This is a genomic window from Chitinophaga pendula (genome assembly GCF_020386615.1).
Classification (GTDB): domain Bacteria; phylum Bacteroidota; class Bacteroidia; order Chitinophagales; family Chitinophagaceae; genus Chitinophaga; species Chitinophaga pendula.
The window spans coordinates 1,088,724-1,100,924 of sequence record NZ_CP077769.1; the positions used below are offsets into that span (position 1 = coordinate 1,088,724).

The following is a 12,201-nucleotide window of genomic DNA, read 5'->3' on the forward strand; positions in this document are numbered from 1 at the left end:
TTTATTTTCAGTACCGGGAATTCGTTGGCTGAAATAATAGAAATGCCGAGCCTAGATACGTAATGATATCAGCTGCCGTCATAGATTCCTGAGACAGTTGGGCCGCTGCCAGGTCACCTGCCTTTCCATGCAGGTAAGTGCCTAGCAATATAGCCGCTTTGGGGCTGTAACGTTGTGCCAGCAAAGCGGTCAGGATACCGGTGAGCACATCACCGCTACCGGCGGTAGCCATGCCGGGATTACCGGTACTATTAAAATAAATGGCGCCGTCCGGGCACCCAATGGCAGTATATCGGCCTTTTACCAATATATACAGTTGTAGTTGACGGGCTTTTTCCGACAATAGTGCTAGTCGCTCAAAATCGTTTTCACTGGGGCCAAACAATCGTTCGAACTCTTTGGGATGCGGGGTTAATATCGATCCTGCGGGCACTTTCTGTTGCAGGTATGGATAATGGGCCAACAGGTTCAATGCATCAGCATCGATCACCATCGGTTGGCGATAGGTCTCCAATAGCCTCTCTAATGCGCCGGCCGTAGTATTGGCAGTACCCAGTCCCGGGCCTATACCGATCGTATGGAAGGTAGGCGCCTCCCGTTGCTGCAATACCTCGTCGAAGCGGGTATTGTACTGTTCATGCGGATCAGTGATACACATGGCACAGGGCTCCGCGATCTGTAATATGGTATAACCACATTGAGGTACATAACAGGTAAGCAAACCAGCGCCGGCGCGCAAACAGGCACGGGCAGACAATACCGCAGCGCCTATCTTACCTTCACTACCGGCTATCAGCAACGCATGCCCATAAGTACCCTTGTGGGCAAATGGCTCCCGCGGCTGATAGATCGTATGCATCATCTCTTCATCCGCCAGGTGAAAACGCGTGGACGTCTGCGCAATATAATCCGGATGCAACCCGATCTGCAAGATATGTACATGTCCTGCTTTTTCCGCATTTTCGGGCAACATAAACGCTAATTTGTAAAAAGCAAAACTGAGCGTATGGTGTGCCTGCACCACCGGCATATGCCGGGAACTACTATCAGCAAGCAGCCCGGATGGCATATCTATCGCTATGATCGTATACCGGTTCCGCAAATCGTTCAGCCGGTGGATGATACCCGCCATCCACCCTTCTATAGCACGGTTCAGACCCGTTCCGAAAATAGCATCAACGATGATCGCTGCAGCAGGAAGATCCGGAAAGTCGACGATCGCATTTATTTCGTATATGCTACCAGGATAGTGCTGACGTAATTGCTCCAGATTAGCACTGTAATCCGCACTGATATGTTTACTGTATTGTAATAAATAGATATAGACCTTATATCCTGCTACCAGCAATTGCCGCGCAACGGCCAGCCCATCACCGCCATTATTACCCGTGCCGCAGAAAATATAAAAAGGATGCGCCGGCCCATAATGTCTTAACAACCACTCCGTACAAGCCCCCGCCGCCCGCTCCATCAGTTGCCGGCTGCTCACTGGTTCGTGCTGTATGGTATATGCATCAGCAGCCCGTATTTGTGTAGCGGAAAAGATTTTCATGTTGATAGACAGACAACAGTTCTATCTCCGATGCTAGCGCGCCGGGTAGCTGCTGGTGTCTATAAAAATAAGGCAAAAAGATTTATTATGTAAGTTTTTTACTGACTGACGTTTTTCACCTCATTTTACCCATAATCAAAAAGGGCTGTCCCCTTTTCAGGAACAGCCCTCCATTATATATCATAAGATCAGAACAGATCGCTTAGAAGGTATAACGGGCAGAAATACCACCGATCTCTTCACCGATGAAGTTGGTCTCACCACTGAAATGGAAGAATGGTTTCAGGTCAGCACTCAGGTTCAACGGTATCTTCTTAAATGTATACTCTACACCGATGATACCATCCATACCTACAGTAGCATAAGTACCATTACCTTTTCTGTCCCAGCGTTTACGGTCGTAGTCAAAACGATCATAAACCCCAATGTGCACACCACCACCTGCATACAGGTTCCATTCCGGATGTCCGAAGGCATTCCAGTGGTACTCATACAACCCGGTGAATGTTACATTCTTGTTGTTAGTCAGGTTCGTATGCACAATACCTTCAATGGCATGCGGGCCTGACAGGAAATGTTTGATCGTAAAGCCGATCAGGTAAGGGTTGACTCTTACACCCAGCGCAGTACTGTAATTAGCGACGTCGGAAGAGCGGCTGCGGCGTTGAGCGGTGGCTTGTGTAGCAATTAGTGCAGTAAATGCCAGAAATAACACAAGTTTTTTCATGTTGTTCTTTGTTTATGTTGGTAACTGTTAGACGATATTAGCTATATCTATGACGGTTGGCGGGCCGGTGTAAAGATGATGGTGTATATCTCGTTTTTTACAATAAATGCATTCCCTTCAATAATAATGCCATTTTTTATAATATGGTAGATATGTGTGTTGTATTTGACAGTTGTTGACAGGAGCAGGCATGACTAGCCCTTTTCGCCTTCTTAAGACGTGCGAAATGGGCATTACCACTATAACTAGTCAAAAAATTATTCTTCTTATTCCTCCTCCTCGTCTTCTTCACCGGCATCACCTGGCGTAGCAAATGCCGGATGGGCTACCGGTGCGGGCAACAGGCGGAGAAAAATGAAACCCAGCAGACCGGCGATCAGGGAAGCCAGGATAACAGCCATCTTGGAGATGACCTGCAGTTCCGCCTCCGAATAGGCCAGCGTAGAGATAAAGATCGACATCGTAAAACCAATACCGGCGATCATGCCAACTCCTACCAGCTGTGCCCAGCTGGCCTTACCAGGGCGGGCCGCCAGTTTCAGTTTTGTCGCCAGATAAGACAATATGAAGATGCCGAGCGGCTTGCCGATCACCAGGCCGGCTAGTACCCCGTAGCTGATACTAGACAGGAATACCTGCACCAGGTCAGGAGGAAATACAATAGCTGTATTGGCCAGCGCAAACACCGGCATAATGAGGAAATTGACAGGGTCGTGCAGGTTATGTATAAGATCGGAGAGCTTGTCGTTCGGGATACAGAAGGCCAGTAACACGCCGGCGATGGTAGCGTGTATTCCGGAGTTGAAGATGCAATACCATAATATAATGCCGGGCAGGAAATAGAAAAACAGCCTTTTCACCTTCAGTAGGTTCAGCGCTGCCAATAATGCCAGTATACCGGCGCCCCCCAGCAGGTAAGCCAGTTTGATTTCATCCGTATAGAAAACAGCGATCGTCAGGATCGCCCCCAGATCATCGATAATAGCGAGTGCCGTCAGGAAGATCTTCAGGCTTACCGGTACCCGCTTGCCCAGCAGGGAAAGTATTCCCAGGGAGAAGGCGATATCGGTGGCCATCGGGATACCCCAGCCGTGCGCATAAGGCCCGCCGCCGTTGAAGATAGCAAAGATGCCGGCGGGAAATACCATCCCACCTGCCGCTGCCAGTACCGGCAGTAATGATTTTTTGATGGAGGATAATTCACCTACCGTCAATTCCCGTTTGATCTCCATCCCTACCAGAAAAAAGAACAGTACCATGAAACCGTCGTTGATCCAGTGGAGTAAGGTATGTGGTAGTTCCAGGGAGGGGAATGGAGAATGGATGGCAGTTTCCCAGAATGCCAAATAAGGTTCCTGCCAGGAAGAATTGGCTATCACCATAGAGATAAAGGTACAAATGATCAAAACGATGCCTACCGCGCGGCTGTCTTTCAGAAATTCGTGTAACGGAGATAGTAGTTTCTTTTTGATGCTTTTGATTCCTTTAATCACAGGCTATAATTTAAAGATGAACAATTGCGGAGGGTACAAAAATAGCAATTTAGCCGGATTAGGTCTGGCGTCCCCCTTATGGTATAAACACAACAGCCGGCAACAAGGATCGTTGCCGGCTGTTGCAGGATAAAGTGGTGAAGGTCGTTAGTGACCGATCAACTCATATTTTGACTTGGGCCTACGTTTGATATCCCAGTGGAAGTTTTCTAACAGCAGTTCATCCTTAGGCCGTTGGGTAAAAGGATACATGGTCCCTTCCGGCTGTTTGATGAAGTTGATCTTATACAGTTCGCTTTCTTTGAAATGTATATCTATAATAGCCGATTGCGATCGGTTCACGCTGATGAACCCTCCTCCGTCGTCTTTTATATAATATATACTTTCCGCGTTGCCGTCGACGTGCATCCAATCCAGGTTTTCACCGGCGAAGTAACCCATGATGGTGTTCCCTTTGATTTGGTTGTACAGTTCGGGAGCTGCTTCGTTGATGATCAGCGCATTCTGGTTCAGCAATATCTTATCGGCTTTCTGGTCTTTGGTGAACATGAGGATGGTATCTCCGCTCAGCTGATTACCGTTGGCCCAGAGTACGGGATTGTAGAAAAAGCGGAAGGTGGAGTCCAGGGTAGAGTAGTATACGCTGTCTGCTACTCCTTGCAGGGAGTCAGAAAAGATCCTGACATGGTGATAGGCCAGTATGTACCGCTTCTCGGTAGTGTCTTTTGGTAAGGCCGCCGCATGTTTGCCGGTATCTGCCGGCATGACGATGGGGGAGAGGCTATCCTTTTTGACGACCGGTACCGGGATACTGGAAGGGGCCGGCGGCAGCGTGTCCTTTTCAGGGGTACGCAGACTGTCAGGCTGCTTGGGCAAGGGGATCGAGTCTGTCGCATCGAGCTTTTTGGCAAAGCTGTTCCTGGCAGCAGGTAGTCCTTCTTTGACGCCCGGTGGAATACTATCCTTGGGAGACAGGTTCGCTTTTTTGAGAGCCGGTTTAGCCTTGAGGGTATCTTTAGGTGGTTTGGGCTTGATCGTATCGGGACGGAATACACCGGAGTACATGGTATCCGCCACCATATATAAGGTGTCCTTGCTCCGTTCCAGTATCATGAGTGGTTTCTGCGTAGCCATGACCGTTTTGGTGGTCTGGTTCACGATCCCGTAGTTGGAGAGCAGCGACATTTTCTGTGCCGTGTCGCGATAGATCATATTACCAGTCGCATAGGCCATCCCCGTTTGTTTGTTCATCTCGATATTGTCTGCCGTGATGGTGGCAGTGCTATCTTCAATAATGGGCCGGCCGGCGAAATTGCCCTGTCCGCTTTCCGTATTGTAAAAACCGGAGGTGGTATACATCACTGTCTTGCCGTCGTTGATAGTGGTTGGCGCAACGATAGTAGCCAGTTTCGTCTCTGTATTATAGAGTAGGGTATCGGTGGTAAGGGTATATTCCGGATCTACCAGCAGTACGTCTTTTTTGAAGTATACATCTTTGGTATCTGCATAATAGTACCCTTCATGGCTGGTCAGGGTGGTCTTACCGTTGACCAGTTTACCACCGGTGAAGTAGGTACCCATTTTAGCATTCATATCATAGTTCAGCTCCGGGCCGGTGATGGTGACTTTACCATCGGTCAGGCGGGCATTCCCTTTCAGGTTGGCCTGACGGGTGTTGCCTTCGTAGTGGAGGTAGTCGCCATAGGTATGGATGCTGTCGGCCTGGTTGATATGTACGCGGCCGTAGGCATCTACAGTATTGGCTGCACGGTCTATCAGGGCGCTGTCGCAGTAGAACAGGGTGGTACCCTGGCGGAAGATGGCGTTGCCGATAAATTTGGTTTTCTCTATACCATTGACTTTAACGCCGTTCATGACTTCGGCATTCTGTATATAGATAACGGTGGTAGAGTCGCCTTGTTTTTTGGGTTCGGTGGGTGTCTGCTGTGCATGCGCAGGCAGCAGATACCCCAGGCATAGGAGTGCCAGCAGAAGGACGGAGCGAACACCGGCCGGTTTACTTATGTGGTGGATCATTGTGCCGTTGCTGATGAATCTGAAGGAATAGGCCTTACTTTATCTTTTCTGCCAAACAGGGAGAAATGCACATAACGTTTCGGATTCACACGCAGGTCTTCCAGGAGTTTGTTGAGGCTGTTGAGTGAGCTCTGCAGGTTGTTGTATACCTTTTTGTCATTCATCAGCAGTCCGAGTGTACCGTCTGTACTGTTCACTTTGGCTACTACCTGGTTCAGGTTGGTAGCTGCCTGTTGCAATTGTGCGAGTGTAGCTTCCAGTTCGCCGTTGGTGAGTGTCTTAGTGGCCTTTTCGGCATTGCCGAGTATGTTGGAGATCTTCTCGTTATTATTTTTCAGGTTGCCCGTCACAGATGCGAGGTTATTCAGCGTGGTCTGAATATTTCCTTTGTTAGGATCCATCATATTGCTCAGGGAAGCAGAAGTACGGTTGAAGTTCTGCATGGTATGTGCAAAATCACCGATGGCATCACGGAGGTTACCTTTGGTGGTCGTGTCAAAGATTGAGTTGACAGTCAGCAGCACAGAGTCAACAGAAGATAAGGTAGTCTCCAGTTTTTTCACCAGCGGGTTGAGCTGTTCTTTGAGTGCGTCGGTGATGGAGCCATCTACGGCTGCGTATACGGTGTCTTTGTTCTTGAGATATTCATTAGCGTTACCGAAGTCGAGCTGTACCGCTTTGGTACCCAGCAGGTCGCTGGTAATGCGGGCTACGGAGTTGCGGGGGATCTCTATTTTTTTGGTGATGGTCAGTGTTACCAGTATTTTACCGGCACTCTGGTCGAGTACTTCCAGGGAAGATACGTTGCCGACGGTAAGACCGTTCACCTGTACAGCATTGGAAGGTTGGAGGCCGTTTACCTGTTTGTATACGGCATAGATGGTTTTGTCGGATGAAAAAAGGCGCTTTCCTTTCAGCAGATTAAAGCCAAACACCAGCAATACGATCGCCAGTACAGTAAGAATGCCTACTTTAGTTTCGTTAGATACTTTAAGCATGATATAAGTATACGTTCACGCAAAAATAGTTAAAAAGCAGGTGCGGGGAGTAAACAGGGGAAAATGTTGGGGAGAAAAAGTGGAGAGGGGGTTATTATCGCTTACATGTCTACACGGACACCATTTTTGAACAGTACGATGAAGGCGTCGTCGAAGCCGGCACTCTTGGCATGCCGCAGTGCAATGCCCGCTTCTCTTTCCCGGGGAAAGTTACCCCAGAGGTATTTATTGAGCTTTTTACCATTGAGTATGACCTGTTCCCGGTCGATATCACCTTTTAGCTTTTTAAAAATGGCAGCGCCGGGACGATAGTCCCGGTCGCTAACCAATAATTGAATTCTGTAGTTGGCGCCTTTATCGGTGGCTGCTTTGCCGATCGGCTTACTGGCCGGTGTCTCCTGAATAGGTTGCATCACCGCTTTGGGCGTGTTGTTACGTATATTGCTGGGCGGTGGTGGTGTGTTGGCAGGGGTGGGTGCCGAAGCTGGAGGTGCGGGCATTGTCTCCTGGGGAGTAGCTGCAGGCGTATTGCCGAAACGCTCCAGGTCTTCGCGGTAGCGTTTGATGGCACGGAAGATGGCCATCGCCGATTCCTGCTGCCCGTTGGCAGAGTTGAGATATTCCTCTTCTTCAGGATTGCTGATAAATCCCAGCTCTACCAGTACACTTGGCATCGCAGTGGCTTGCAATACCCATATCCCTTTTTCATTCCGCTGACGGGCGCCCCGGCTGATGCGGCCTACTTTGGTAAATTCTTCTTCTACCATAGAAGAGAGCTTGAGGCTCTGGTCGAAGAATACGTTACGCAAGGTGTTGAGCAGGATGAAGGTCTCCGGGTCGGATACATCGATCACCTGTTTGGCTTCTTCCGAGCTGGCATCCAGCATGATCACCGAGCTTTCACGCAGGGACTGCATCTTGGCATTGTTCTTACTGGTAGCCCAGATGTAGGTCTCCGTACCCTTTGCTTCGCTGGGATAGTAAGCATATACCGGTTGTTTGACGGTTACTTTCTTACGGCCTTTTTTACGTACAAGGGTCTTGTAGTCTACTATCTTTCTAACCTTGGCGGCAGAGTTACAGTGGATAGAAATAAACAGATCGCCTTTGGCATCGTTGGCAATCTTAGCTTTAAGGCGGGGATCGTCAAAGCGATCCACTTTTCGTGTATACACCACTTTTACATCCGGCATATACTCTTCAATGATCTTTCCAAGTTTCAGGGCTACATCGAGGGTCACTTCTTTTTCCGTGGAATAGCTACCCCTGGCGCCGATATCGTGGCCTCCGTGACCGGCATCGATCACGATCGTTTTGAGTGGTTTATCCTGTTTCCTATCAACAGGATTGTTTTTAGCATGAATAAATAAGGTACAGGTCAGTAATGTTCCAAATCCTAAGGTCCAAAATCGGTTCCAGCGCATGATTCTGATTTTAATGGGTTGCTTTTTTACACGAATAATTAATTTCAATAAATAATAATTTTCGGCTAATACTATCATCTAAGGCATATCTTTCTACGGTTATTATTATCATTTTCCTGCAGCGAGGGATAATAATTTGTATAAAAACATGTAGGTTTGTGCCCGCTTGACACATGAGCCCTCAGCACAAAAATAATTATAAAAAGTTTTTAAGGCCAGTGTACCTGTTGTCAGCAGGTATACTAATCGCCTTTCCTGTTATTATAGATGCCATTGCAGCCCCTGCGATGCATCCTTTGCGTCTTTTTAACAAAAGTTTCACAGATACAGTAAAGCCAGCCGCTAAAGATACAACGCCCCGTCTGAAGGATACGACTCCTATAAAGACCCTGCGTCGTGATACCCTGCCCGGTATCGGGGCAGACACATCGCTGGCTGCTACAGATACTTCCGGCGTTACCGTGGATAGCATACATATGTACCAGGTGTCCAAAGATAGCCTGGATGCTCCTGTGAGCTATAAGGCCAAAGACTCCATCATACTGATGGTACCTGATAAACGCTTTTATCTGTACGGAACTGCTAATACTAAATATAAACAGATCGAACTGACTGCCGAAAGGATGAACTTTGCGCAGGCCACCGGGGTGCTGGAAGCTACCACTGCCCGGGATACTGCCGGTAAGCCCTACGGACGCCCCGTGATGAATGATGGTGGTCAAAGTTTCGAATCCGATACCCTGCGTTATAACTTCGGTACCCAGAAAGCGAAGATATACAATACCCGTTCCCAATATGGCGAAGGTTTTATCAACAGTGCCCAAATCAAGAAAGCGCCAGATAACACCATCTTCGGTTTCAAGAATGGCTATACTACCTGTAACCTGGATACGCCTCACTTTCAGTTCAGGGCCCGCCGTATTAAAGTGATCCCTGATAAGCTGATCATTTCCGGATCGGCCAACCTGGAGATCGCCGGCGTACCTACTCCTCTATATATACCATTTGCCATCTTCCCGATCACCCAGGGCCAACGTTCCGGTATACTGCCGCCACAATTTGTGGTGAACCAGCAGAAAGGGGTGGGCCTCGAGAATGGCGGTTACTATTTAGGACTGGGTGAGCACCTGGATGTGACCTTGCGGGGAGACGTCTATTCTTACGGTAGCTGGAGCCTCACCGCCAGCCCGACCTATCGCAAGCGCTATAGATATAATGGCGGGTTGAACCTGAGTTTTGCCAACACCCGCTTCGGAGACCCGACGGTTAAAACAGAATTCAGCCGTTCCCGTGACTTCCGTGTGATGTGGAACCACAGTATGGACAGTAAGGCCCGTCCGGGAGTGAACTTCAGCGCCAACGTAAACTTTGGTACTTCCTCCTTCAACCGCTTTAACGTATACGACTATAATACCCGTGTAAACAATAACATCGGTTCTTCTATCAGTTACTCAAAAACCTGGCAGGGTAAACCTTTCAACCTGACCATGAACATGAGCCATCAGCAGAACCTGTCTACCAGGGATGTGAATATCACTTTCCCGGATGGGTCGTTCACGGTCAATACCATCTATCCTTTCCAGCCCAAAGAGCTGATAGGCCGGGCGAAATGGTATCATAAGATCGGTATTTCTTACAATGGCCAGTTGCGTAACCGTGCCGACTTCAAGGACAGTATGTTCCTGAAGCCCGAGATGTTCGACCGCCTGCAGACAGGTATACAGCATAGCGTGCCGATCTCTTTCTCCATCCCTGTATTTAAGAACTTTACCTTCTCTCCCGGTATCAGCTATAATGAATACTGGTATACCCGTAAGTTCACCAGGAGCTGGAACCCTACCAAGCGGGTAAGTGTAGACTCCATCGGTGGTATTGATACGACCAGCCAGTTTGGTTTCTTCACTGCCAGAGAGGTGAGCTTTAACGCTTCGCTGAATACATCCATCTATGGGATGTATGCCTTTAAGAAAAATTCCAAGATCAAGGCGATCCGTCACGTGGTACGTCCGACGGTGAGCATGAACTATAAGCCAGACCTGGCCAAAGCCTATTATTACGATCTGCAGTATAACCGGATCGGCGATAAGCAGCGGGTATCTTATTTCCCTAACTCAGTGATCGGGGTACCTACGGAGGGGACCTTCGGCGGTATCTCCTTCCAGATCGACAACAACCTGGAAATGAAGGTGGCGTCGAAAAAGGATACCTCGGCCAATAAGGAAAAAAAGGTCAAACTCCTGGATGGTTTCGGTATCAGTGGTAACTACAATCTGATGAGCGACTCGTTCAAGCTGAGCACTTTTAACATCTATGCACGTACTAACCTGTTTGATAAGCTCAACATCTCTGCCAATGGTACGATCGATCCTTATGTGGTGAACAGCCGCGGCGTAAGGGTGGACCGCTATGTGTGGCAGGATGGTAAGTTCAGCCTGGGCAGGCTGACCAATGCCAACATCTCGATGAGTACCTCTTTTCAGTCCAGTGATAAGAAGAGTAAGAAAAAGCAGCAGGAGCTGGATAAGATATCACAGGATCAGAGTACGGATGCTGCCTTCCAAGCACAGCAGCGACAGTTGCAGATGGTACGTAACAACCCTGGCGAATATGTAGACTTTGATATTCCCTGGCGTATAGATATTTCTTACAGCTTGTCCTTCAGCAAACAGATATTACCGGATTCCGGCGGATTGGTGAATAGCTTCAACCAGTACCTGAGTTTCAACGGCGACTTCAGCCTGACACCGAAGTGGAAGGTAGGTCTGAACAGTGGTTTTGACTTCGTGAATAAGCAGATCGCTTACACGAACATGTACATCTCCCGCGATCTGCACTGTTGGCAGATGTCTATCAACCTGATCCCGTTTGGTACTTTCCGCCAGTTCAGTATTACGATCAACCCGAAATCCGGCTTGCTCAGAGACCTCCGTATCAATCGAACGCGGCAGTTCTTCGATCTTTAGCGTAACATAATTGAACGTAACATAATATTACGGGCAGGTGTATCCTGCCATTGACGGCAGGGGTGTTTACTCCTGCCGTTGGTATTTTCCGGGGGTAGTACCGTAGAATTGTTTGAAGGACTGCACGAAGCTGGAGAGGTGCTCATATCCCAGCTGGTCATATATCTCACTTGCTTTACGGCCATCTTTCCTGAGCAGTTTGGCGGCTTCTTCCATGCGTTGCCGAAGGAACCATTGTTTGGGAGTAGTGCCGAAGGTGTCGGCAAATTTCCGTTTAAAGGTAGACAAGCTCATATTGCACAGGAAGGCCAGTTCCCGTATGGTGACAGCCTGGTGCATATGGGTGAATACGGCCCTGCGCAGCAGATTGTCTGCTGCGTTGGTAGCACAGACCCCTTTGAAGTAGGGGACCAGAAAGTCGTATTTGGTACAGAGGTACAGCAATAGTTCCTGCACTTTGAGTTTAAGCAGGGCGGTGTTTTTGGCGCTGTCCGTTTGCCGGATGGCCGCGAGGGAAGCCAGGAAGTGCCGGAGGAACGCGTCATGGGCCAGGGCGATAGGGCGTTTTTCGGCATTGCTGCCGGCGTTGGCAGGCACGTCGGGATAGTAGGTGTCGAAGAAAGAGGAGAAGAGGGCGTTGCCACAGAAAAGCAGGATGCTGCGATAGTGTCCGTTGTCGGCGATCTTTTCGCTCATCAGGCAATTGCCCACGGGGAGGAACATGAACTGAGAGGGGACGATACGCGTGGTACCGTCGGCATAGTTCACTATTTTCTCTCCCTCCTGCAGGAAGCTGAACAGGTGACTGCTGAGCGATATCCTGGTCTTCAAACTGGCCTTGTTGGAGTGATAGGCCATGCAGCTCACTTCATCATCGTGGTGAGGAGCAGGGGAACCGTCGTTTGATAATCTCCGTTCGTTCATTGTCTGCAAAGTTAGTGCGTAATAACCGGTGTGAGATCATGGCAACACCGCACGCGGACATTGAGCAGTCGCATACGGTGTTG

General features: G+C 48.9%; 8 protein-coding genes. 1 reads left to right on the forward strand and 7 read right to left on the reverse strand.

Translation table 11 applies throughout. From position 1 onward, the window contains the following. Positions 1 to 7: 7 nt before the first annotated feature. The 6 genes from KTO58_RS04380 to KTO58_RS04405 form a co-directional block, all read right to left on the reverse strand. Positions 8 to 1,552, reverse strand: a complete 1,545-nt coding sequence (locus KTO58_RS04380) for an NAD(P)H-hydrate dehydratase (protein WP_095840560.1) — start codon at positions 1,550 to 1,552, stop codon at positions 8 to 10. A gap of 202 nt (positions 1,553 to 1,754) precedes the next feature. Then, complete coding sequence (locus tag KTO58_RS04385) at positions 1,755 to 2,279, reverse strand: hypothetical protein (protein ID WP_095840559.1); 525 nt, start codon at positions 2,277 to 2,279, stop codon at positions 1,755 to 1,757. A gap of 266 nt (positions 2,280 to 2,545) precedes the next feature. Then, positions 2,546 to 3,772 (reverse strand): Na+/H+ antiporter NhaA, encoded by a 1,227-nt coding sequence (gene nhaA, locus KTO58_RS04390; protein ID WP_225860050.1) that lies wholly within the window; start codon positions 3,770 to 3,772, stop codon positions 2,546 to 2,548. Positions 3,773 to 3,919: 147 nt separating this feature from the next. After that, complete coding sequence (locus KTO58_RS04395; protein WP_095840558.1) at positions 3,920 to 5,809, reverse strand: OstA-like protein; 1,890 nt, start codon at positions 5,807 to 5,809, stop codon at positions 3,920 to 3,922. Continuing rightward, entirely contained in the window at positions 5,806 to 6,807 is a 1,002-nt protein-coding gene (locus tag KTO58_RS04400) for an MlaD family protein (protein WP_095840557.1), read from the reverse strand. Before KTO58_RS04400 ends, KTO58_RS04395 begins: the two co-directional genes overlap by 4 nt. A 101-nt stretch (positions 6,808 to 6,908) precedes the next feature. Beyond that, entirely contained in the window at positions 6,909 to 8,231 is a 1,323-nt protein-coding gene (locus KTO58_RS04405; RefSeq protein WP_157753190.1) for an N-acetylmuramoyl-L-alanine amidase family protein, read from the reverse strand. 218 nt (positions 8,232 to 8,449) lie between these two features. On the opposite strand from KTO58_RS04405, the gene KTO58_RS04410 reads away from it, so the two are divergent. After that, positions 8,450 to 11,194, forward strand: coding sequence for a putative LPS assembly protein LptD (locus KTO58_RS04410; RefSeq protein ID WP_157753189.1), 2,745 nt, complete (start codon positions 8,450 to 8,452; stop codon positions 11,192 to 11,194). A gap of 66 nt (positions 11,195 to 11,260) precedes the next feature. Here KTO58_RS04410 and KTO58_RS04415 read toward each other — a convergent pair whose 3' ends face one another. After that, positions 11,261 to 12,118 carry a helix-turn-helix domain-containing protein gene (locus KTO58_RS04415; protein ID WP_095840554.1) on the reverse strand — a complete coding sequence of 286 codons (858 nt, stop codon included), beginning with the start codon at positions 12,116 to 12,118 and terminating at the stop codon, positions 11,261 to 11,263. Positions 12,119 to 12,201 lie beyond the last annotated feature (83 nt).

Excerpts from the sequence above, each read along its gene's own strand:
- KTO58_RS04380 (WP_095840560.1), bottom strand. The coding sequence starts at position 1,552 with ATGAAAATCTTTTCCGCTACACAAATACGGGCTGCTGATGCATATACC.
- KTO58_RS04385 (WP_095840559.1), bottom strand. The coding sequence starts at position 2,279 with ATGAAAAAACTTGTGTTATTTCTGGCATTTACTGCACTAATTGCTACA.
- KTO58_RS04395 (WP_095840558.1), bottom strand. The coding sequence starts at position 5,809 with ATGATCCACCACATAAGTAAACCGGCCGGTGTTCGCTCCGTCCTTCTG.
- KTO58_RS04400 (WP_095840557.1), bottom strand. The coding sequence starts at position 6,807 with ATGCTTAAAGTATCTAACGAAACTAAAGTAGGCATTCTTACTGTACTG.
- KTO58_RS04405 (WP_157753190.1), bottom strand. The coding sequence starts at position 8,231 with ATGCGCTGGAACCGATTTTGGACCTTAGGATTTGGAACATTACTGACC.
- KTO58_RS04415 (WP_095840554.1), bottom strand. The coding sequence starts at position 12,118 with ATGAACGAACGGAGATTATCAAACGACGGTTCCCCTGCTCCTCACCAC.